The following is a 20,952-nucleotide window of genomic DNA, read 5'->3' as shown; positions in this document are numbered from 1 at the left end:
CTCCGAAACCGCAGAAGCAGCCGCCACCGTCGAGTTGACGGGCGCCATCACCGACCGGCTCCGGGGGTACTTGCGCGAGCGGCGCGCCCAAAGCGCCCCCATCGGTGACGACTACGGTCTGTTGATCGCCGCCCTCGAAGACTTCGTGCTGAACGGCGGCAAGCGGCTGCGGCCCGCGTTCGCCTACTGGGGCTGGCGCGCCGTGGCCGAGGATGAGCCGGATTCCGCGGTGCTGCTGCTGTTCTCGGCCCTGGAGCTGCTGCACGCATGCGCGCTGGTGCACGACGACGTGATCGACGACTCCTCCACGCGCCGCGGCAATCCCACGACGCACGTCCGCTTCGCGACGCTGCACCGCGAGCGGGGATGGCGGGGCTCGGCGGAGCGGTTCGGGATGTCGGCGGCCATCCTGCTCGGCGACCTCGCGCTCGCCTGGGCCGACGACATCGTCTCCTGCGCGGAGCTGTCACCCGACGCGCACCGCCGCGTCCGGAGCGTGTGGACCGACATCCGCACCGAGGTGCTGGGCGGCCAGTACCTGGACATCGTCGGCGAGGCGAGCGCCGCCGAGTCGATCGCATCGGCGATGAAGGTCGACACCTTCAAGACCGCCCTGTACACCGTGGCGCGGCCGCTGCAACTGGGCGTCGCCGCCGCGGCCGACCGACCCGACGTGCAGGCCGCGTTCGCCCGGTTCGGGACCGACCTGGGCGTGGCGTTCCAGCTGCGCGACGACGTGCTCGGCGTCTTCGGCGACCCGGCGGTGACGGGCAAGCCGTCCGGCGACGACCTACGGTCGGGCAAGCGCACGGTGCTGCTGGCGGAGGCGGTGGAGCTGGCGGACAGGTCCGACCCGGCGGCGGCCGCCCTGCTGCGCCGATCGATCGGCGCCGAGCTGACCGATGCGGAGGTGGACGAACTGCGCGGCGTCATCGAGTCGGTCGGCGCGCTGGCCGCCGCCGAGCAACGCATCGCCGAGCTCACCCGCCGCGCGCTCGAGACAGTGGCGGCCGCGCCGGTCGACGCGACGGCCAAGGCGGGGCTGTCCGACCTCGCCAGGCTGGCCACCGACCGCTCCGCCTGACGACGACGCCGCCATGACCATCCCCACCCACACCCCACCCGCCGAGGAACCGGCGCCGAACCCGCCTGCCCGGCAACGCTTTTCGCGGCTCATCGCGTTCGCGGCCGGCCCCGACTCCGGACCGGCGAAACTGGGCCTACTGGGCTCGGTCCTCATCACCGTGGGCGGCCTGGGCGCGGGCAGCACCCGCCAGCACGACCCGCTGCTGGAGTCGCTGCACCTGTCCTGGTTGCGGTTCGGCCACGGCCTGGTGCTGTCGTCGATCCTGTTGTGGGCCGGCGTCGGCCTCATGTTGTTCGCGTGGCTGAAGCTGGGCCGGCGCGCGCTGGCCGGGCGGGCCACCGAGTTCACGATGAAGGCCACCACCGGCTTCTGGCTGGCGCCGCTGCTGCTGTCGGTGCCCGTCTTCAGCCGCGACACCTACTCTTACCTCGCGCAGGGGGCGCTGCTGCGTGACGGCCTCGACCCCTACAACGTCGGGCCCGTCGCCAACCCGAATCCCTTGCTGGACAACGTCAGTCCGATCTGGACGATCACCACGGCCCCCTACGGCCCGGCCTTCATCCTGGTGGCGAAACTCGTCACGATGATCGTCGGCAACAACGTGGTCGCCGGGACCATGCTGCTGCGCCTGTGCATGCTGCCCGGGCTCGCGCTGCTGATCTGGGCCGCGCCCCGGATGGCCCGCCACCTGGGCACCGACGGCGCGATCGCCCTGTGGATCTGCGTGCTCAACCCGCTGGTGCTGATCCATCTGATGGGCGGCGTGCACAACGAGATGCTCATGGTCGGCCTGATGGCCGCCGGCATCGCGCTGACGTTCGAGGGGCGGCACGTCCTGGGCGTCACCCTGATCACCGTCGGGATCGCGGTGAAGGCCACGGCCGGGATCGCGCTGCCGTTCCTGGTGTGGGTGTGGATGCGCCACCTGCGCCAGGAGCGGGGGTACGGGTCCGCCCGCGCGTTCGTGACGGCCTCGGCCGTGTCCCTGGCGATCTTCGCCGTTGTCTTCGGGGTGCTGTCCGCGGTGGCCGGGGTCGGCCTCGGGTGGCTCACCGCGCTGGCGGGATCGGTGAAGATCATCAACTGGCTCACCGTCCCCACCGCGGCCGCCAACCTGATCCACGCCCTCGGGAGCCCGTTCTTCGCGGTGAACTTCTATGCCACGCTGCGGATCACGCGCTTCATCGGGATCGCCGTCATCGCGGTGGCGCTGCCGCTGCTGTGGTGGCGGTTCCGGCACGACGACCGCGAAGCCCTGGCCGGCATCGCCTGGTCGATGGTGATCGTCGTGCTGTTCGTGCCGGCCGCGCTGCCCTGGTACTACTCCTGGCCGCTGGCGGTCGTGGCCCCGCTGGCCCAGTCGCGGAAGGCCGTCGCCCTGATCGCGGGTTTGTCGACGTGGGTCATGGTGATCTTCAAGCCCGACGGGTCGCACGGCATGTACTCGTGGCTGCACGTCTCGATCGCCGCGGCCTGCGCGTTGGCCGCCTGGTACTCGCTGCACCGGGCCGAAACCCGGGCCGCCGCGTCCGCCTAGTACGCCATCGCCTGCGCCCGGCGCAGCACCTCGCGCGCCTGGTGGGCGTGCAGCGCGTCGACGGGACGGGCGTTGTTGAGCGCGTCTCGGCTGCCGTCGCGCGTGACCGTGAGCGACGGGTCCGGGGTGAACAGCCAGCGCACGATCTCGGTCTCGTGGTAGCCGCCGTCGTGCAGGATCGTCAGCAGCCCGGGCAGGCTCTTGACCACCTCGCCCGAGCGGGTGAAGAAGACCTGGGGCACCACCACCCCGCCGTCGCGGCGCACCGCCACCAGGTGCCCCTCCCGCAGCTGCTGCTGGACCTTGGTGACCGGCACGCCGAGCAACTCGGCGACCCGGGGCAGGTCGTAGATGGGTTCGTCGGGGTCAAGCACATCGTCGCCGGCCGGAATACTGCCCACGGCGCCAGTGTAGGCCCAGCCCGGTGCCCGGCGAGGCATGTTTTCGCGGCCCGTCCACACGGGCGCGGCCGCCGCCGCACCTACGATTGGCCCGTGGCTGTGGCTGGGACGGAAGCCGGTATGGGCGACCCGCTGGAGGGAACCTTGCTCGACGGCCGCTACCTCGTCGAGTGCAAGATCGCCAGCGGCGGAACCTCGACCGTCTACCGCGGCGTCGACGTTCGGCTCGACCGGCCCGTGGCGGTAAAGGTGATGGACGCCCGCTATGCCGGCGACGAGCAGTTCCTCACCCGCTTCCGGCTCGAGGCGCGCACGGTCGCCCGGCTGAAGAACCCGGGCCTCGTGGCGGTCTACGACCAGGGCATGGACGCCCGGCACCCGTTCCTGGTGATGGAGCTCGTCGAGGGCGGCACCTTGCGCGAGCTGCTCGCCGAGCGCGGTCCGATGCCGCCGCACGCCGTGGCGGCCGTGCTGCGCCCGGTGCTGGGCGGGTTGGCCGCGGCGCACCGGGCGGGCCTGGTGCATCGCGACGTCAAGCCCGAGAACGTGCTGATCTCCGACGACGGCGAGGTGAAGATCGCCGACTTCGGGCTGGTGCGCGCCGTCGCGGCCGCCGGGATCACCTCGACCAGCGTCATCCTGGGCACCGCCGCCTACCTGTCGCCCGAGCAGGTGCGCGACGGGAACGCCGGTCCCCGCAGCGACGTCTATTCCACCGGGATACTCGCCTACGAAATGCTCACCGGGCGCACGCCTTTCACCGGCGACTCGGCGCTGTCGATCGCCTACCAGCGGCTCGACACCGACGTGCCGCCGCCCAGCGCCGCGATCGAGGGCGTGCCCGCGGAGTTCGACGAGTTCGTGGCGCGCGCGACGGCCCGCGACCCGGCGGGCCGATTCGCCGACGCGATCGAGATGGGCGCCGAGCTCGACGCGATCGCCGACGAGCTCGGGCTGCCCGACTTCCGGGTGCCGGCGCCGCGCAACTCCGCCCAGCACCGCTCGGCGGCGCTGCACCAGACGCGGATCACCGAGCGCCGGGCCGCCGCGCAGCAGCCCGCGCGGCCCCCCGCCGGGCCGTCGGCCCCCGCGCCGGTCCGCCACCCGACGCGCCAGCTGACCCGCGGCCCCGGCGACTGGCAGGAGCCGCCCCGCCCCCCGCCCGAGCCGGATCCCGACCTCGAAGAGTTCGAATACCAGCCCGCCACAGGGCATTTCGCCGGCATCGCGATGAGCGAGTTCGCGTGGGCCCGCCAGCGGTCGCGGCGCATGGTGCTGATCTGGGTTGCCGTGATCCTCGCACTCACCGGGCTGGCCGCGGCGGCGGCCTGGACGATCGGCAGCAACCTGAACGGGCTGCTTTAGAAGCCAGACCTCGCGAGCGTGCGCAGTTGTACGCCCGCAACGGCGTGTCGGCGTACAAACATGCACGCTCGGCGGCAGTTAGTCGCGGAGCATTTCGGCGACGAGGAACGCCAGCTCGAGCGACTGCTGGGTGTTCAGCCGCGGGTCGCACGCGGTCTCGTAGCGGCCCGCCAGGTCGGTGTCCGAGATGTCTTGCGCCCCACCGAGACACTCGGTGACGTTCTCGCCGGTGATCTCGACGTGGATGCCGCCCGGGTGCGTGCCCAGCGCGCGGTGCACCTCGAAGAAGCCCTGCACCTCGTCGACGATGCGGTCGAAGTGGCGGGTCTTGTAGCCGTTGGACGACTCGTGGGTGTTGCCGTGCATCGGGTCGCACTGCCAGATCACCTGATGGCCGGTGGCCTGCACCTTCTCGATGATCGGGGGCAGCACGTCACGGACCTTGTTGTTGCCCAGCCGGCTCACCAGGGTCAGCCGGCCCGGCTTGTTGTGCGGGTCGAGCCGCTCGACGTACTCGACGGCCAGCTCGGGGGTCATCGTCGGGCCGATCTTGACGCCGATCGGGTTGGCGATCACCTCGGCGAACGCGACGTGCGCGCCGTCGAGCTGGCGGGTCCGCTCGCCGATCCAGACGGTGTGCGCGGACAGGTCGTAGAGCTGCGGCTCCCCGTCCTCGACGTCCGAGAGCCGCAGCATGGCCCGCTCGTAGTCGAGCACCAGGGCCTCGTGGCTGGCGTAGATCTCGGCGGTCTGCAGGTTGCGGTCGGCCACCCCGCAGGCGCTCATGAACTTCAGGCCGCGGTCGATCTCGCTGGCCAGCGCCTCGTAGCGGGCGCCCGCCGGGGAGGTGCGGACGAATTCCCGGTTCCAGTCGTGCACAAGGTGCAGCGACGCCAGCCCGGACGAGGTCAGCGCCCGCACCAGGTTCATGGCCGCGCTCGCGTTGGCGTAGGCCCGGACCAGCCGCGACGGGTCGTGCTCGCGCACGGCGGCGTCGGGCGCGAAGCCGTTGATCATGTCGCCCCGGTAGGACCGCAGCCCCAGCGCGTCGACGTCCGCCGACCGCGGCTTGGCGTACTGGCCGGCGATGCGGGCCACCTTGACCACCGGCATGCTGGACCCGTAGGTCAGCACGACGGCCATCTGCAGCAGGGTGCGGATGTTGCCGCGGATGTGGGGCTCGGTGTTGTCGACGAAGGTCTCGGCGCAGTCGCCGCCCTGCAGCAGGAAGGCCTCGCCCCGCGCGACCTGCGCCAGGTGCTCCTGCAGGCGCACGATCTCCGACGGGACGGTGACCGGCGGGACGCTCTCGAGGACCGTGCGCATGGCGGCCGCCTGGTCGGCGGGCCAGCTGGGTTGCTGGGCGGCCGGCTTGGCCAGCGCCGCGTCGAGCCGGGCCCGCAGGTCGCCCGGCAGCGGCGGCAGCGGCGGCAGCTGGTCGATCGGTATGTCGACGGTCCAGTTCATCGGTCCATCGTAACCGGGATCCGGAGACGGCTGATCAGGGCGAACGTTCACTCACCGGACGTGATGATGCGGAATCGGCGCAGCTGGTCGCGGGCGTCGACCAGCGCGTCGTGGGCGTCAGCCGACCGCGGCGGCATCCGCGGCGAGCCCCGGTCCTCCCACAGCTGCCGTAATTCGCGGGTGAAGCGGGGCAGCGCGCGCGGCAGCTCCGGCATCGTGCCCCACAGCTGGCACAGCGCCACGTGGTCGTAGGCCCCGATCCAGGCCCACAGCTCGATCGCGTCGTCGCGGTCGACGCCGAAGAACTCCTCGAGGTCGGCGCGAATCTGCCGGCGCGAGCGCCACAGCTGCGACGACGGGGGCGGCAGCTTGGGCAGCACGTTGGCGCGCACCCAGCCGCCTGCCCGCCCGGGGTCGAACTCGGTGGACACGGCGTAATACTCGCGGCCGTCCTCGGCCACCACGCCGATCGAGATCAGTTCGATGGTGCGGCCGTCCTCGATGAACTCGGTGTCGTAGAAATACCGCACCGGGCGAGGCTACCTGCCGATGAGGATCGGCTCGGTGTCTCCGGGCGGCGGCGCGGGGTGCACCTCGTGGTCGAGCTGGGCGTCGACGGTGCGCTCGTCGGGCAGGTGCGGGGTGCCGGCGATCGCGCCCTGCACGTAGAGCTTGACCCGCACCACCGGCCGGCGCAGCGTCCGCTCCCGCTGCAGCGCGCGGCGCATCTTGTCCGGCTGACTGGTGTATCGCCACCGGGCCCAGGGCGCGTGCGGGCGGGACAGCCGGACCGCGCCGATCACCAGCAGCACGACGATGAACATGCCGAGCAGCCCCGTCCACACCTTGCCCTTGAGCACCACCACGACCGCCAGCGGCAGCGTGAGCGCCATCGCGCCCCCGACCACCGCGCGCAGCGGCACGGATTCGGCGCTGTGCCAGATCGGCAGGAAGAACATCAGCGGGTGCAGACCCATGATCAGCAGCCCGCCCACCGCCACGGCGGCGAACACCGCGTCCACCGACGTGCGGCCGTCCTCCGACCAGTAGACGTCGGACAGGTGCAGGATGAGGGCGTACTCGTCCAGCACCAGTGCGGCGCCGATGCCGAAAAGTGTTGCGGACAAGGTGAATTCGGGTTCCCGACCGCTGACCGACAGCGTCACCAGCGTCAGCCCCGACACCATCACCAACACCACCCCGAACGTCACGTGGTGGATGTGCACTCCCCCGACGTGGACGTTGCGCGGATGCCACCAGCGCGGCGGGTGACCGCTCTCGGCGCGGTGGCGGATGAACCGGACGAAGCTGCGTGTGACGAAGAAGGTGAGGATGAACGCGACCAGGCAGCACAGCAGGGGCAGCCGGCCGCGGCCGACGATGTCGTGCGCGAACCACCGGGAAACGCCGAACACGAACCAATGGAGCACTTAAAGAAAGCTACGCCTGCCGGGCGGATCGCCGCGGATGCCGCGCTGCGCCAGCGTGCCGGACGCCCGCACCGTTACGCTGTTCTGCGACATGAGTGAAACGCAGGCGCCCGGCGTGGGCTCTCGACCGGGGCGGGCGCTGTTGTGGTCCGTGCTGTGGCTGCTGGCGGCGGCGGGCCTGGGCTACATCGGCTGGCAGCTGTTCGGCCACACGCCCTACCGCATCGACATCGACGTCTATCAGATGGGCGGCCGGGCCTGGATGGACGGGCGCCCGCTCTACCACGGCGCTCACCACGGCGATGTGTTGTTCCACACACCGATCGGCATCGACCTGCCGTTCACCTATCCCCCGCTGGCGGCCATCGTGTTCTGCCCGTTCGCCTGGCTGCAGATGCCGGCGGCCAGCGTGGCGATCACGGCGCTGACGCTGGGTTTGCTCATCATGTCGACGGCGATCCTGCTGACCCGCCTCGACGTGTGGGCGACGTCGTCGTGGCTGGCCGGTCCGGCCTGGCTGCGCCGGTGCTGGCTGGCCGCCGTCATCGTGGTGCCGGCGACGCTGTGGCTGGAGCCGATCGCCGCGAACTTCGCGTTCGGCCAGATCAACGTCGTGCTGATGACGCTGGTGATCGCCGACTGCGTGCCGCGCCGCACGCCGTGGCCGCGGGGCCTGCTGCTGGGCCTGGGCATCGCGCTGAAGCTCACGCCGGCCGTGTTCCTGCTCTACTTCCTGCTGCGCCGCGACACCCGGGCCGCCCTGACCGCGCTGGCCTCGTTCGCGGTCGCGACGCTGCTCGGGTTCGCGCTGGCGTGGAACGACTCGTGGGAGTACTGGACCTACACCCTGCATCACACGGACCGGATCGGTGAGGCGGCGCTGAACACTGACCAGAACGTCGCCGGGGCCCTGGCCCGGGTGGGCCTGGGGCATCAGCCGCAGTTCCTGCTGTGGGTGGCCGTGTCTCTGGCCATCCTGGCGCTCACGGTCTGGGCGATGCGGCGGGTGCTGGCGGCCGGCGAACCCATGCTCGCGCTCGTCTGCGTCGCCCTGTTCGGCCTGCTGGTGTCGCCCGTGTCGTGGTCACACCACTGGGTGTGGGTGCTACCGGTCGTGCTCGTGACCGGCGTGGCGGCCTGGCGGCGGCGCAACGTGGCGCTGGCGCTGGTCACCCTGGCCGGGATGGCCCTGATGCGGTGGACGCCGATCGACCTGCTGCCCAAGCATCACGAGACCACCGCGTCGTGGTGGCGTCAGCTCCTCGGCATGTCGTATGTGTGGTGGGCGCTGGCGGTCATCGTCGTCGCCGGGCTCACCGTCACCGCCCGGCGGGCGTCGGGAGGCACCGACGAGCCGGCGGTCGGCGCGGGCACGCGGCGGCAGTTGAGCGACGTGGGAGGCTAGCCGGCGGCGGTCGCGGGAATCCGCGCGGCCTCGTCGGTCGACCCGTCGCCGTCGGCGCGCTCCTTGAGGCTGGCGGCGTAGATGTCGACGTATTCCTGCCCCGACAGCCGCATCAGCTCGTAGATGACCTCGTCGGTGACGGCCCGCTCGATGAAGCGGTTGCCGGCCAGGCCCTCGAATCGGGAGAAGTCCATCGGCTTGCCGAAGCGGACCGTCACCCGGCCGAACCGCAACATGTTGGAGCCGGGCGGGTTCACGACGTTGGTGCCGATCATCGCGACGGGAATCACCGGGACGCCGGTGTGCAAGGCCAGCCGGGCCAGCCCGGTCTTGCCCTTGTAAAGGCGACCGTCCGGCGAGCGCGTGCCCTCGGGATACATGCCCAGCAGCTTGCCCTGCGAGAGCACCCGCTCGGCGGTGTCCAGCGCGTCCTGCGCGGCGTCGGCGTTGGAGCGGTCGATGGGCACCTGACCGACGGCGGTGAAGAACCAGCGCTTGAACCAGCCCTTGAGTCCCGTGCCGGTGAAGTACTCCAGCTTCGCCAGGAACGTGATCCGCCGCCGCACCACCAGCGGCAGGTAGAAGCTGTCCATCACCGCCAGGTGGTTACTGGCCAGGATCGCCGGGCCGTGCCCCGGAACGTATTGCAGCCCTTCGACTTTCGGCCGGCCGAGCAGCGACAGCAGCGGGCCGAGCAGGATGTACTTGAAAAGCCAGTACCACATGGCCCTCCCTCTCGCCCGTGCGGAAAATGCTTTTCGCCAACTGTACCGACCGGAGGCAGGCGCGACCACCTTCTCCCCGCCGCGTCACTCCTCGACGACGACCGGGATGGACTGGTACCGGGTTCTGGCGCCGGCGTCCCCGTCGGCGCCGCCCCCGGGCCCCGGGCCCTCGGGTGGTCCGCTGTCCGGCGGCTCCCCGTCCGGCTGGGCTCCCGCCGAGCGGTCGATGTCGTCGACGATGCGCCGGATGACGTCCAGCAGGGCGACGCTGTGGTCCGCGATCACGGTGAGCAGCGGGTGCTCCTCGCCGGTCGCGACCGCGGCCAGGGCGCACACCGGGCACCACACCTGCTGGCACTTGCCCGTGCCCGGGCCGGCACCGGCCGACAGCGCGGCCGCCGCCCGCACCGCCGGGTCGATGCCGTCCAGGATCGCCTGCGCGAGCCTGCGCAGTTCGGGACCGATGTCGGCATGAGCCCCCGTCACTTAGGCCACACCTCCGGATCCGGTTGAAAGCGGACTGTCAGCTCGCTACCGCGCAAACTGGCGTTCAGTACCGTGCAGCGTCGCAGCACGGAAGCCAGCCGGACCCTGCGCCGCAACGCGCCGACACTGATGATCAGGTCGTCGTCGACGCGGCCCAGGGACAACGCGCCGGTGTCGAGTTGGGGCAACGCTAGCCGCAACCGGTAGATCGACCCAAGCCCCTCGCCGGATTCGAGGTCCACGATCGGCCGCAGCGGTCCGGGGGGTGCGGCCGCGCCGCGACGGCGGGCGGCGTCCAGCAGCGCGCTGAGCGCCTTGGGACCGATCGGCTCGCCGGACAGATGCGGCGTCAGCACCAGGGCGACGTCCCCGATGGTGGCCTCGAGTTCGCCGAGCACCGCGCGCTGTTCGCCGATGCGTTCGGCGTACCACGCGAACGCCGGATGGTCGGGCAGGTTCCGGTACTCGTAGGACTCGTCCTCGACGAGCACCTGGTTGACGATCAGCTCCTCGACGTGCACGCCCATGAGAGCCAGCGACCCGAGCGTGCGGACCGCCTCCGCGGCCACCACCCGCTCGGGCGTCAGCACCAGGTGCGCACCCACCGACCCGCCGTCGGAGAGCAGCGCGCCGAGGCGCTCGACGCCGGCGCTGATGCGTTCGAGCAGTTCCACGAGCGCCGCCGAGCGGGCGTCGTCGACGACGCCGGAAAGCCGGCGATGGCGCGGCCACGCGCGCTCGACATAGAGCCCGACGGTGCCGGGCAGCGTCAACATCCGCAGGGCGTCGGCGGTCGAGGCGCAGTCGACGACGATGCGGTCCCAGCGCCCCGAGGCCGCCAGCTCCCCGACCGCGTGCAGCCCGAGCACCTCCTGCACCCCGGGTAACGCCGAAAGTTCCTCGGGGGCAATGGTTCCCAGCTCCGAATCGGGCAGCCGCCGGTCGACGGCGTCCACCACGGCGTGCCACCGGTCCTCGAGCAGGGCCAGGGTGTCCAGGGCCAGGGCGTCGAGGGATCCGCCGCTCGTCCCCGCGGTGTCGAAGTCGGCGAGGACGCGGACGGGCTCGCCCCGGCCGGTGGCCGGCACGGCCACCCCGAGCACGTCGCCGAGCGAGTGCGCCTGGTCGGTGGACACCACCAGCACCCGCCGGCCCGCGCCGGCATCGCTGACGGCGGTGGCGCACGCCAGGGTGGACTTTCCTACCCCGCCCTTCCCCAGGAAGAGACTGATCCGGGCCGGGGCAGGCGTAGCGGACTCACTCAGCCTCGACTCGTTTCTTCAGATCCTTCAACGCGGTGTCGGTCAGCCGGCGCTCGGCCTTGCGCTTGAGCAGCCCGATCATCGGGACGGCCAGGTCCACCGACAGCTCATAGGTCACCTCGGTGCCAGATCCCTTGGGCACCAAGCGGTATGAACCTTCCAGCGAACGCAGCAACGAGCCCGAGACCAGCGTCCAGCTGACCGATTGACGGTCCTTCGGCCATTGGTAGGACATCACCATGGTGTCCTTGAGGACGGCGGCATCCAGCACGAACCGGGCGACCTTCGGGTAGCCGTCCGCGTCCTTTTCCTGGACATCGGCTTCCTTGTACTCCGAGATCCACTCCGGGTAGGAATCGATGTCCGCGATGACTCCCATCACCGTGGCGGGGTCGGCTTCGATGTAGATGGTCTGCGTCGTCTTCTCGGCCACCTGGTTGCTGCCCTCTCTCCCGCGATCGGCTGCCCCCGGCGAGTGCAGGACTACCCCGGGCCGTCGGTGCGAAACGGTACTCCGGTGAGCACACCGGACCCGGCTAACCTACCGGAGAAACCCCCACCGGACGGAGGCGTTCCAGGTTCGTCTTGACCTCGAACGCCATTTTCTTGCCCGCCACCCGACGGCGGTGCGTCATTTTCGCCAAGTTCAGCTTGGCCAGCTGCCACGCCGCCACACCGGTCGGCTCGGCGTGCAGGAAATAGTGCAGCACCACGCCGTCCAGCGACGGCTCGAGCCAGATCTCCATGGTGCCGGTCAAGGCCCCCGTGACCGCCCACCGGATGCCCTTGTCGGCGCGGTCCTCGACGACCTCCAGCCGCAGGTCGGGCCACCACCGGCGCCAGCTGGCCCGATCGGCGACCGCCGCGCCCACCCGGGCCCCCGGGGCGGCGACGAACGTCTCGTCGGCGATCTGGATGGAGTTCACCACCACAGCTTCACACATCGATGACCGGCGCTCCCGCACCGGGCTGACCGCGCCGGCGGCCGCATTAGGCTGGGCATCAGCAAGCCGGCTCGCGAACGTCGTCCGGGAACGTCACTAGTCAAACGAGGTCATCACGTGCGTGAGTACAGCGTCCCCGCCCACTTCTCGGTCGGCGAGCACGACAACGTCGCGGCCATGGTCTACACCCACGAGCGCGAGGACCCCGACTTCGCGATCTACCAGCGCCAGGTAGAGGGCCAGTGGACCGACGTCACCTGCGCCGAGGCGGCCGCCCAAATCCGTTCGGCGGCACTGGGTCTCATCGCGCTGGGCGTGCAGGCCGGCGACCGGGTATCGATCTTCTCGGCCACCTGCTACGAGTGGGCGATCCTCGACCTGGCCATCCTGTCCGTCGGCGCGGTCGTCGTGCCGATCTACGAGACGTCGTCGGCCGAGCAGGTGCGCTGGGTGTTGCAGGACTCCGAGGCGGTGCTGGCCTTCGCCGAGACCGACGCGCACGCCGCGATCGTCACCGAGCTCACCGCCGAACTGCCGGCCCTGCGCCGCGTGCTGCACATCAACGGGTCGGGCCCGAAGGCGGTGGACCAGCTCGTCGAGGCGGGCGCGTCCGTCGACCCGGCCGAGCTGACCGCCCGGCTCGACGGCCTGCGCGCCGACCACCCCGCGACCCTGATCTACACCTCGGGCACCACCGGACGGCCCAAGGGCTGCCAGCTCACCCACTCCAACCTGCTGCACGAGATCCGCGGCACCAAGGAGTCGCTCCCGACGCTGCTGCACGAGGGCCAGCGGCTGCTGATCTTTCTGCCACTGGCGCACGTGCTGGCCCGCGCCCTGACCCTCGGCGCGTTCGCCAACAAGGTGACCGTCGGGTTCACCAGCGACATCAAGAACCTGCTCCCCATGTTCGCGGTGTTCAAGCCGACCGTGGTGGTGTCGGTGCCGCGCGTCTTCGAGAAGGTGTACAACACCGCCGAGCAGAACGCCGCCAACGACGGCAACGGGCGGATCTTCGCGCTCGCCGCGCAGACGGCGGTCGACTGGAGCCGCGCCTACGACCGCGGGAAGCCCGGGCCGCTCCTGCGCGCCAAGCACGCGGTGTTCGACCGGCTGGTCTACCGCAAGCTGCGGGCCGCGCTCGGCGGCAACTGCCGCGCATCCGTCTCGGGTGGGGCGCCGCTGGGCGCGCGGCTGGGCCACTTCTTCCGCGGGGTGGGCGTCACCATCCACGAGGGCTACGGGCTGACCGAGACCAGCGCGGCGATCACGGTCAACCGGGTCGGCGACGTCAGGATCGGGACGGTCGGAACGCTGGTGCCCGGCAACAGCCTTCGCATCGCCGACGACGGCGAGCTGCAGGTACGTGGGGGCGTCGTGTTCAGCGGGTACTGGCGCAACGAGCAGGCCACCGAGGAGGCGTTCGCCGACGGCTGGTTCAAGACCGGCGACCTCGGCAAGCTCGACGACGACGGCTTCCTGACGATCACCGGCCGCAAGAAGGAGATCATCGTGACCGCGGGCGGCAAGAACGTCGCGCCGGCGGTCCTCGAGGACCAGCTGCGGGCGCACCCGCTGATCAGCCAGGCGCTGGTGGTCGGGGACAACAAGCCGTTCATCGGCGCGCTGATCACCATCGATCCGGAGGCCTTCGAGGGCTGGAAGCAGCGCAATTCGAAGGCGGCGGGCGCGTCGGTGGGCGACCTGGCCACCGACCCGGACCTGGTCGCCGAGGTCGACGCGGCCGTCAAGCAGGCGAATCTCGCGGTGTCGCACGCCGAGTCGATCCGCAAGTTCCGCATCCTGCCGGTCGACTTCACCGAGGACACCGGGGAGCTGACGCCGACGATGAAGGTGAAGCGCAAGGTGGTGGCCGAGAAGTTCGCCTCCGACATCGAGGCGATCTACGCGCACTGATCTGGGGCGTGCGCCCCCTCGCGGGTTACCCCTCGAGCAGTTCGGCCAGGCGGGCGGCCAGCGTGTCCCAACGCCACTGCGACGTCACCCAGGCCCGCCCCGCCGCCCCCATCGCGGCGGCCCGTTCGGGGTCGGCGAGCAACTCGCAGACGGCGTCGGCGACCCGGCTCACCGAACGTCCGTCGACGACCAGCCCGGTCTCGTTGTGCCGCACGGTTTCCGGGGCGCCGCCCGAGTCGCCGGCGATGACCGGGACGCCGGTCGCCGAGGCCTCCAGGAACACGATGCCGAGCCCCTCGACGTCCATCCCGGCGCCGCGCGTGCGGCACGGCATCGCGAACACGTCGGCCAGCGCGTGGTGCGCCGGCAGTTCGGCCGCCGGCACACCGCCGGTGAACGTGACGTCGGCCGCCACCCCCGATTCGCGGGCGAGCTTGCGCAACTCGTCGGAGTAGGGCCCGCCGCCGACGATGACGAGGGCCGCCCCGTCGACTTGCCGCCGCACCGACGGCCACGCGCGAATCAGCGTGTCCTGGCCCTTGCGCGGCACCAGCCGGGACAGGCAGACCACGGTCGGCCGCTCGCCCAGCCCGTAACGGTCGCGCAGCGCGACCCTGGCCTTCGGATCCGGCTTGAACCGGTCGGTGTCCACCCCGGAGGGGAGGTACTCCAGCCTCGCCGCGGGCCCGAAGGCGGGGGCGAACCGGGACCGCGTGTAGCGGCTGACGAACGTGACGACGTCGGTATCCTCGCCGATGCGGCGCAGCACCGAGCGCGCGACGGGCAGCATCGACCAGCCGACCTCATGCCCGTGCGTGCTGGCCACCACCCGTTTCGCACCGGCCCCCCGGGCCCGCTGCGCCAGCAGCGCCAACGGGGCCGCGGCCCCGAACCAGACGGTGTCGACCTCGTGGTCGGCGATCAGCCGGCGCATCCGCCCGTCGACCGCCGGACCCGGCAGCATCAGCGTGCCCGGATGCCGCACCACCCGGTAACCGGCCGCCCGGGCCTGGTCGTCGTAGGCGTCGGCGCCCTTCCACTGCGGGGCGTACACGGTCACCGAGTGTGCGCCGCCGGCCACCACCCGGCCGACGAACTCGCCGAGATACGACTGGATCCCGCCCGGCCGGGGCGGAAAGTCGTTGGTGACCAGCAGCACTCGGCTCACAGGGGCACAGGCTAGCCTGGCGACGATGCGGACCGGGTACCGGTCCGAGGAGGAGCCAGGCAATCGAGCGTCAGCCTGGCGACGATGCGGACCGGGTACCGGTCCGAGGAGGAGCCAGCCCTCCGACTTTGTCGGTCGCGTCCGCGAGGCGCTCGCCCGTCGCGCGCCGAGCCTGCGGTGAGCGACCCGATCCTGCGCAGAGATCGAGAAATTGCGCGAAATCGCGCGCTGGGTGCAGTCTCGGCGCCGGTCTGACGACCACGCCGAGGCGGAGCCGGGCAATCAAAATCAGCCGGTGGGCCACTGGTGCCAGCGCACCAGGAGGCCGGCCGTGTCGGTGCCGAGGACGTCGCGGACGGCGGTGGGCACGTCGGAGTGCCGGACGCCGCAGGTGGCCAGGTACAGCTCGCGCAGCTTCGCCGGCCCGTACGTGTCGGCGACGAAACGGGCGAACCACCACGCGCGGTCGTAGGCCAGTGAGCGCTGCGGCCCGGGCGCGTCGAGGTCGGCGTCCGACGGCAACGTCAGCGGCACCGGGAGGGCGCCCGGCGGCACCGGCGTCGGCGGCCGCGCGACGAAGTCGGCGACGCCCTCGGTGAGCCACCGGGGCGCGTCCGCGGCGGTGTCCACTCGCGCGGCGTAGTGAAACAGCTCGTGCGCCAACACGATTCGCAGCCCCGACTCGCTCATCCCGGCGGCGCCCGGCGCCAAGACGATCCGCTGGCCTACCGCCAGCCGGTGCGCGACGTCGACCCGGTCGACGACCGTCACGGCCGCGATGTCGGCCCACTGCGCCGGCGGTCCCCCGCCCGCGGCCGCGCGGAACTCCTCGTCGGTCCGGGCAACGACGATGGCGATGTCGCGGGACCAATCAAAGCCCCAGAAGGCCTCGACGGCGGTGACCGCCGCCCCGACGTCCGAGGCGACGCGGGAGACGAGCCGGTCACCGGCCGGGCCGGCGGGAGCCTGGATCCTGACCGTCCGATCGCCGGCGACCAGTGACTTGGATACGACCCGGGCCGGTTCGGGTGCCGGCGTGACGACCTGGGCGGGTCGCGCGCGGCGGTCGCGTGCCACGTCGAACGGCACGGCCGCGGCCACGATCAGTTCGACAACGAAAACCAGGCCCAGCAGAACCGCGAGCCGCCGGCGTCGCCCCCGAGGGTCAGTAGCGACGCGCGTCGTGGATCGGGCCAGCGGCGTTCATCGGAACCACCCGCACGGGAACCCCGTAGGTGGAGGAGTGGATCACCATGCCGTCGCCGACGTAGATGCCGCTGTGCGACGCGTCGGAATAGAAGGTCACTACGTCGCCCGGCTGCAGGTCGTTGAGCGCCACCGGTTGACCGCCCTGGGCCTGCGCCTGGCTGGAGTGCGGCAGCGAGATGCCGGCCTGCTGGAACGCCCACATCACCAGCCCCGAGCAGTCGAACGCGCCGGGCGAGGCGCCGCCCCAGACGTAGGACGACCCGACCTGGGTCAGCGCGGCCTGCACCACGGTCGCGCGGTCGCCGGTGCCACCACCCGGAACGCCCGGCGGAAGTCCTGGCATGAGACCCGCCGGCGGGGGCTCACCCGGTGCCTGGCCGGGCAGGGGCGCGCCCGGCGGCGCGGCGTCGGGCGCCGGCGCGCCGGGTCCCGGAGCCGCCGCGGGCACGGCGCCCGGCTCGGCGAGCGCGGTCCGCTGCTGCGGCGTCAGGGCCACGTACTGGGACTTGACCACGGCAATCTGGACCTGCAACTGGCTCTGCTTGGACTGCAGGCTCGCCGCCACGGCGGCCGCCTGCTCGGCGGCGCTCTTGGCGTCCGCCGCGGACTTGGCGGACTCGCGCTCGGCCTTGGCGGCCTGCTCGCCGGCGGCGCGGAACTTCGCCATCTGGTTGACCATCTGCGACGCCATCACCCGCTGGACGGCGAGCTTGTCGATGAGCCCCTGCGGCGACCCCGCGGTGAGGATGGCCTGCATGCCGTCGACGCTGCCGCCCATGTACGTGGCGGCGGCGAGCTTGTTGACCGCGCCCTGGAAGTCGGCGAGGCGCGCCTTCGCCGCGTCGGCGGCGGCCTGGTCGTCCGCATGCTTCTTCTCGGCCGCGTGCTGGGCGGCCAGCTTCGCGCCCAGGTCCAGCTCCGCGCTGTGCATCGCCTCGGTGGTCTGCTCGGCCTGGCGCGACAGCGCGGTCAGCTTGGCGAGCGCGTCGTCGGCCGGGTCGGCCACCGCGTTGGCGGCCAGCACTCCGGCGGAGACGGTCAAGCTCGCTAACGTCCCGACGAGAATTCGTGTAGTGACACGCGCGATCGGGTACTTAGAATCGAGCCTCAAGATTTGTCTTCCTTAAACGGCCGTTCGACGGACGTGGCGTCGAGCTGGGTTTAGGTCTCAAACAGGTTACGAAACGATATCGGCGTTTGTCCAAAGCGGGCGATTAAGAAATTGGAAAGATTTCTGTCATTTCCGTGAGAGTGAGTCAGGTTCGTTGGCGCACAAGGCGATTACGCTACACCAGAACCGCGGTCGCGCCGAATCGGCACCAGCCGCAGTCGCGGCGCCAATCCGACATCGGCGAGCACCTCGAGTGCGGCGCGTTCGTCCTGCAATAACGTCTCGGGCACGCCGAGTAACACGCTGACCACGCAGTCGCGGCATCCGGGGCCACGCACCGCGCATTCGTCGCAGTCGATGACCACCGGCCCGGTGCGGGCGCAAGCGCGGGCATCCGGACTGTCCTCTCCGAACGGGATCTGTGCCATCGGGGTTGGTCCTCTCGGTCGGGCTCGGGGCGAACGGGACGTCGCACTGACCGCACGCTAACCGCGACCACCGACACGTTTCGCCGCCCGCGCGACCGGCGTGGGAACCCGCGGGTGTCGGTGGGCCTCCCTAACGTTTCGGCCATGAGTGCAGGCGGCGCGGCTCAGCTGAGTTTCGCCGACGTGGGCGGCCCCTTCGGCCCCGATGAGGTGTCGCTGCGCGAAACCACCTTCGTGGTGGTCGATTTGGAAACCACCGGCGGCCGCAGCAAGGGCACCGGCGGCGCGGTTGCGGACGCCATCACCGAGATCGGCGCGGTCAAGGTGCGCGGCGGCGCCGTCCTCGGCGAGTTCGCCACCCTGGTCGACCCCCAGCGCAGCATCCCTCCCCAGGTGGTGCGGCTGACCGGGATCACGACGGCCATGGTGTGCGACGCGCCGACCATCGACGCCGTGCTTCCGATGTTCCTCGAGTTCGCCGGTGACGCCGTGTACGTCGCGCACAATGCCGGGTTCGACATCGGCTTCCTGCGCGCCGCCGCGCAGCAGTGCGACATCGCCTGGCCGCGGCCGCGGGTGCTGTGCACGGTCCGGCTGGCGCGCCGCGTCCTGAGCCGGGAGGAGGCGCCGAGCGTGCGCCTGGGTGCCCTCGCGCGACTGTTCGCCGTCGCCACGCAGCCCACCCACCGCGCCCTCGACGACGCCCGCGCCACCGTCGACGTCCTGCACGCGCTCATCGAGCGGGTCGGCAACCAGGGGGTGCACACGTACGCCGACCTGCGGTCCTACCTGCCCGACGTGACGCCGGCCCAGCGCAGCAAGCGGGTGCTCGCCGACGGCCTGCCGCGCCGCCCGGGTGTCTACCTCTTTCGCGGGCCGGCCGGGGAAGTCTTGTACATCGGGACCGCCGTCGACCTGCGCCGCCGGGTGAGCCAGTACTTCAACGGCACCGACCCGCGCGGCCGCATGAAGGAGATGGTCGGGCTCGCCTCCGCCGTCGACCACGTCGAATGCGCGCACGCTTTGGAGGCCGGCGTTCGGGAGCTGAGGCTGCTGGCGGCCCACGCCCCGCCGTACAACCGCCGGTCGCGGTTTCCGCACCGGTGGTGGTGGGTCACGCTCACCGACGAGGCGTTTCCGCGGCTGGCGGTGGTGCGGGGCCCGAAGCACGACCGCGCGATCGGACCGTTCCGGTCCCGCACCGACGCCGCCGACACCGCCGACCTGCTCGCCCGGTTCACGGGCCTGCGCACGTGCACCGCGCGGCTGGCACGCTCGGCGCTGCACGGACCGGCCTGTCCGGAGGTCGAGGTCTCGCCGTGCCCGGCCGCCCGCAACGCGACGGCCACCGAGTACGCGGCCGCCGTGGCGCGCGCCGCGTCCCTGATCGACGGATCCGACAACGGCGCGCTGGGGGCCGCCGTGGCCGAGGTGACCGCCCTGGGCGGCCGGCACCACTTCGAGAGCGCCGCGCGCCTGCCCCACCGCACCGCCGCCGCCGTCGACGCCCTGTGGCGCGGTCAGCGGCTGCGCGCCCTGGCGGCCCTGCCCGAGCTGATCGCCGCCGCGCCCGACGGCGAGGGCGGATACCACCTCGCCGTCGTCCGCCACGGACAGCTCGCCGCGGCCGGCACCGCCCGGCGGGGCGTGCGGCCGATGCCGGTGATCGACGCGATTTGCGCTGGGGCACAGACGATTCTGCCGGCGCCGGGCCCGCTGGGCGGCGCGCTCGTGGAGGAGACCGCGCTCATCGCGCGGTGGCTGTCCGCCCCCGGCGTGCGCATCGTCCGCGTCGCCGGCGTCTCGGAGGAAGGGTGGGCCTCGCCGCTGCGATCGGCGGGCGCCTGGGCGGCGTGGGCGGCGGCGGCGCGCTCCGCGCGGGTCGCCGCCGAACAGGCGGCCTCAGACCTGCTGGCCGAACCGCACCCATCGCGCGAGGAGTTGTTCGGCCGCGCCCGAGTCGATGGCCGCGCGGGCGCGCTGGAGCCCGTCCTCCCACGCCGGCAACCATTCGGCGCGACTGGATAGGCCGGCGTGCGCCACGATCGCTCCCGCGGCGTTGAGCACGACGGCGTCCCGGACCGGCCCCTGGGCACCCGACAGCACCGCCCGCACCTCGGCCGCGTTGGCCTGCGCGTCGCCCCCGATCAGGTCCTCCAGGTCGGCCCGGGCGAAGCCGAAGCCGGCCGGGTCGAAGGTCAGCCGGTCCACCGTGCCGGCCTGCACCCGCCAGATGGTGCTCGTCGTGGTGGTGGTCAGCTCGTCGAGCCCGTCATCGCCGTGCACCAACAGCACGCTGGACCGGCGAGCCGCGAACACCCTGGCCATCACCTCGGCCAGGTCGGCGAACGCGCAACCGATCAACCCGGCCCGCGGCTGGGCCGGATTGGTAAGCGGCCCAAGAAGATTGAAGACCGTCGGCACCCCGATCTCGCGGCGCACCACCGACGCGTGCCGGTACGACGGGTGAAACAGCGGCGCGAAGCAGAACCCGATCCCGACCTCGGCCAGACTCTGCGCGACCTGTTGGGGCCCGAGGTCGATGCGCACCCCAAGGGCCTCGAGCGTGTCGGCGCCGCCCGACAGCGACGACGAGGCCCGGTTGCCGTGCTTGACCACCGGCACGCCGGCCGCCGCGACCACGATCGCCGCCATCGTGGAAAGGTTGACCGTGTTCACACCGTCGCCGCCGGTGCCGACGATGTCGACGGCGTCATCGGGGATCGCGCCGGCCGGCAGCTTGCGGGCGTGGCTCAGCATCACGTCGGCCAGCTCGCCCACCTCGGCCGCGGTGGGCACCTTCATCTGCATCGCCACCGCGAACGCGGCGATCTGCGCGGGCTGCGCCGCGCCGGTCATGACCTGGTCCATCGCCCACGCGGCCTGGCCGCGGGCCAGTTCGCGACCCGCCGTCAGCCGGGCCAGCACCTGCGGCCACGACGGTGCCGGGTGCGGCGGGGAGGCGTCAGAGGAAGCCTCGGATGACGCGGACGAACCAGGGGCCACGCGC

General features: G+C 71.8%; 19 protein-coding genes and 1 pseudogene. 6 read left to right on the top strand and 14 right to left on the bottom strand.

What is annotated here, in order from left to right; all coding sequences use genetic code 11:
* Positions 1 to 34 precede the first annotated feature (34 nt).
* Positions 35 to 1,084 carry a bifunctional (2E,6E)-farnesyl/geranyl diphosphate synthase gene (gene idsA2 / locus GPY60_RS05975; RefSeq protein ID WP_156686731.1) on the top strand — a complete coding sequence of 350 codons (1,050 nt, stop codon included), beginning with the start codon at positions 35 to 37 and terminating at the stop codon, positions 1,082 to 1,084.
* Positions 1,085 to 1,097: 13 nt separating this feature from the next.
* A complete protein-coding gene (locus tag GPY60_RS05970; RefSeq protein WP_156686706.1) occupies positions 1,098 to 2,624 on the top strand; it encodes an alpha-(1->6)-mannopyranosyltransferase A in 1,527 nt (508 codons plus the stop codon).
* On the opposite strand, the gene GPY60_RS05965 is transcribed toward GPY60_RS05970, so the two are convergent.
* Complete coding sequence (locus GPY60_RS05965) at positions 2,621 to 3,025, bottom strand: Rv2175c family DNA-binding protein (protein ID WP_197283551.1); 405 nt, start codon at positions 3,023 to 3,025, stop codon at positions 2,621 to 2,623. The genes GPY60_RS05970 and GPY60_RS05965 overlap by 4 nt on opposite strands.
* Before the next feature lie 120 nt (positions 3,026 to 3,145).
* On the opposite strand from GPY60_RS05965, the gene GPY60_RS05960 reads away from it, so the two are divergent.
* The gene (locus GPY60_RS05960) at positions 3,146 to 4,390 is read left to right on the top strand and encodes a protein kinase domain-containing protein (protein WP_156686730.1); all 1,245 of its coding nucleotides are present in this window, start codon (positions 3,146 to 3,148) and stop codon (positions 4,388 to 4,390) included.
* A gap of 78 nt (positions 4,391 to 4,468) precedes the next feature.
* Here GPY60_RS05960 and GPY60_RS05955 read toward each other — a convergent pair whose 3' ends face one another.
* Genes GPY60_RS05955 through GPY60_RS05945 form a run of 3 tightly spaced genes read right to left on the bottom strand, consistent with a single transcriptional unit; the run spans position 4,469 to position 7,287 of the window.
* Positions 4,469 to 5,857: a class II 3-deoxy-7-phosphoheptulonate synthase gene (locus GPY60_RS05955; RefSeq protein ID WP_156686704.1), complete on the bottom strand. Its 1,389-nt coding sequence runs from the start codon at positions 5,855 to 5,857 to the stop codon at positions 4,469 to 4,471.
* 47 nt (positions 5,858 to 5,904) lie between these two features.
* Positions 5,905 to 6,387, bottom strand: coding sequence for a polyadenylate-specific 3'-exoribonuclease AS (locus tag GPY60_RS05950; protein ID WP_156686703.1), 483 nt, complete (start codon positions 6,385 to 6,387; stop codon positions 5,905 to 5,907).
* A 9-nt stretch (positions 6,388 to 6,396) separates the two neighbouring features.
* Positions 6,397 to 7,287: a hypothetical protein gene (locus tag GPY60_RS05945; protein WP_156686702.1), complete on the bottom strand. Its 891-nt coding sequence runs from the start codon at positions 7,285 to 7,287 to the stop codon at positions 6,397 to 6,399.
* Positions 7,288 to 7,378: 91 nt separating this feature from the next.
* Here GPY60_RS05945 and GPY60_RS05940 point away from each other — a divergent pair, with 91 nt between their 5' ends.
* Entirely contained in the window at positions 7,379 to 8,692 is a 1,314-nt protein-coding gene (locus tag GPY60_RS05940; protein ID WP_156686701.1) for a glycosyltransferase 87 family protein, read from the top strand.
* On the opposite strand, the gene GPY60_RS05935 is transcribed toward GPY60_RS05940, so the two are convergent.
* The 5 genes from GPY60_RS05935 to GPY60_RS05915 form a co-directional block, all read right to left on the bottom strand.
* Positions 8,689 to 9,417, bottom strand: coding sequence for a lysophospholipid acyltransferase family protein (locus tag GPY60_RS05935; RefSeq protein ID WP_156686700.1), 729 nt, complete (start codon positions 9,415 to 9,417; stop codon positions 8,689 to 8,691). The genes GPY60_RS05940 and GPY60_RS05935 overlap by 4 nt on opposite strands.
* 84 nt (positions 9,418 to 9,501) lie before the next feature.
* Entirely contained in the window at positions 9,502 to 9,903 is a 402-nt protein-coding gene (locus tag GPY60_RS05930) for a hypothetical protein (RefSeq protein WP_156686699.1), read from the bottom strand.
* Entirely contained in the window at positions 9,900 to 11,168 is a 1,269-nt protein-coding gene (locus tag GPY60_RS05925; protein WP_156686698.1) for an ArsA family ATPase, read from the bottom strand. The genes GPY60_RS05930 and GPY60_RS05925 overlap by 4 nt, the downstream gene beginning before the upstream one ends.
* Entirely contained in the window at positions 11,161 to 11,598 is a 438-nt protein-coding gene (locus GPY60_RS05920; RefSeq protein WP_156686697.1) for an SRPBCC family protein, read from the bottom strand. The genes GPY60_RS05925 and GPY60_RS05920 overlap by 8 nt, the downstream gene beginning before the upstream one ends.
* Before the next feature lie 103 nt (positions 11,599 to 11,701).
* On the bottom strand, positions 11,702 to 12,091 hold the full coding sequence (locus GPY60_RS05915) for a polyketide cyclase / dehydrase and lipid transport (protein WP_156686696.1): 390 nt from the start codon (positions 12,089 to 12,091) through the stop codon (positions 11,702 to 11,704).
* Positions 12,092 to 12,226: 135 nt separating this feature from the next.
* On the opposite strand from GPY60_RS05915, the gene GPY60_RS05910 reads away from it, so the two are divergent.
* Complete coding sequence (locus tag GPY60_RS05910) at positions 12,227 to 14,026, top strand: AMP-dependent synthetase/ligase (RefSeq protein ID WP_156686695.1); 1,800 nt, start codon at positions 12,227 to 12,229, stop codon at positions 14,024 to 14,026.
* Positions 14,027 to 14,051: 25 nt separating this feature from the next.
* Here the strand turns inward: GPY60_RS05910 and pimB are convergent, their stop codons facing one another.
* The 4 genes from pimB to GPY60_RS05890 all read right to left on the bottom strand — a co-directional run bounded on the left by pimB (position 14,052) and on the right by GPY60_RS05890 (position 17,942).
* Positions 14,052 to 15,194, bottom strand: a complete 1,143-nt coding sequence (gene pimB / locus GPY60_RS05905) for a GDP-mannose-dependent alpha-(1-6)-phosphatidylinositol monomannoside mannosyltransferase (RefSeq protein ID WP_156686694.1) — start codon at positions 15,192 to 15,194, stop codon at positions 14,052 to 14,054.
* A gap of 288 nt (positions 15,195 to 15,482) precedes the next feature.
* Complete coding sequence (locus GPY60_RS05900; RefSeq protein WP_197283556.1) at positions 15,483 to 16,301, bottom strand: hypothetical protein; 819 nt, start codon at positions 16,299 to 16,301, stop codon at positions 15,483 to 15,485.
* Between the two features lie 58 nt (positions 16,302 to 16,359).
* Positions 16,360 to 17,514 (bottom strand): peptidoglycan hydrolase RipC, encoded by a 1,155-nt coding sequence (ripC, locus tag GPY60_RS05895; RefSeq protein ID WP_156686692.1) that lies wholly within the window; start codon positions 17,512 to 17,514, stop codon positions 16,360 to 16,362.
* Positions 17,515 to 17,684: 170 nt separating this feature from the next.
* Positions 17,685 to 17,942: a hypothetical protein gene (locus GPY60_RS05890; RefSeq protein WP_231639371.1), complete on the bottom strand. Its 258-nt coding sequence runs from the start codon at positions 17,940 to 17,942 to the stop codon at positions 17,685 to 17,687.
* A 144-nt stretch (positions 17,943 to 18,086) separates the two neighbouring features.
* Between GPY60_RS05890 and GPY60_RS05885 the strand changes: the two are divergent.
* Positions 18,087 to 19,907 (top strand): annotated as a pseudogene (locus GPY60_RS05885) (DEDD exonuclease domain-containing protein); the annotation flags it as partial.
* Here the strand turns inward: GPY60_RS05885 and trpD are convergent.
* A complete protein-coding gene (gene trpD, locus GPY60_RS26965; RefSeq protein WP_370462652.1) occupies positions 19,845 to 20,948 on the bottom strand; it encodes an anthranilate phosphoribosyltransferase in 1,104 nt (367 codons plus the stop codon). The pseudogene GPY60_RS05885 and the gene trpD sit on opposite strands and share 63 nt — an antisense overlap.
* Positions 20,949 to 20,952: the final 4 nt, after the last annotated feature.

Origin of the sequence: Mycobacterium sp. Marseille-P9652, from assembly GCF_902652685.1 — a bacterium.
GTDB lineage: Bacteria > Actinomycetota > Actinomycetes > Mycobacteriales > Mycobacteriaceae > Mycobacterium.
The sequence above is the reverse complement of the archived record's forward strand: the minus strand, read 5'-3'. Positions and strand labels throughout refer to the sequence as shown.

Coding starts and splice junctions, on each gene's coding strand:
- GPY60_RS05940 (WP_156686701.1), top strand. CDS start 7,379: ATGAGTGAAACGCAGGCGCCCGGCGTGGGCTCTCGACCGGGGCGGGCG.
- GPY60_RS05890 (WP_231639371.1), bottom strand. CDS start 17,942: ATGGCACAGATCCCGTTCGGAGAGGACAGTCCGGATGCCCGCGCTTGC.
- GPY60_RS05970 (WP_156686706.1), top strand. CDS start 1,098: ATGACCATCCCCACCCACACCCCACCCGCCGAGGAACCGGCGCCGAAC.
- GPY60_RS05960 (WP_156686730.1), top strand. CDS start 3,146: ATGGGCGACCCGCTGGAGGGAACCTTGCTCGACGGCCGCTACCTCGTC.
- GPY60_RS05955 (WP_156686704.1), bottom strand. CDS start 5,857: ATGAACTGGACCGTCGACATACCGATCGACCAGCTGCCGCCGCTGCCG.
- GPY60_RS05935 (WP_156686700.1), bottom strand. CDS start 9,417: ATGTGGTACTGGCTTTTCAAGTACATCCTGCTCGGCCCGCTGCTGTCG.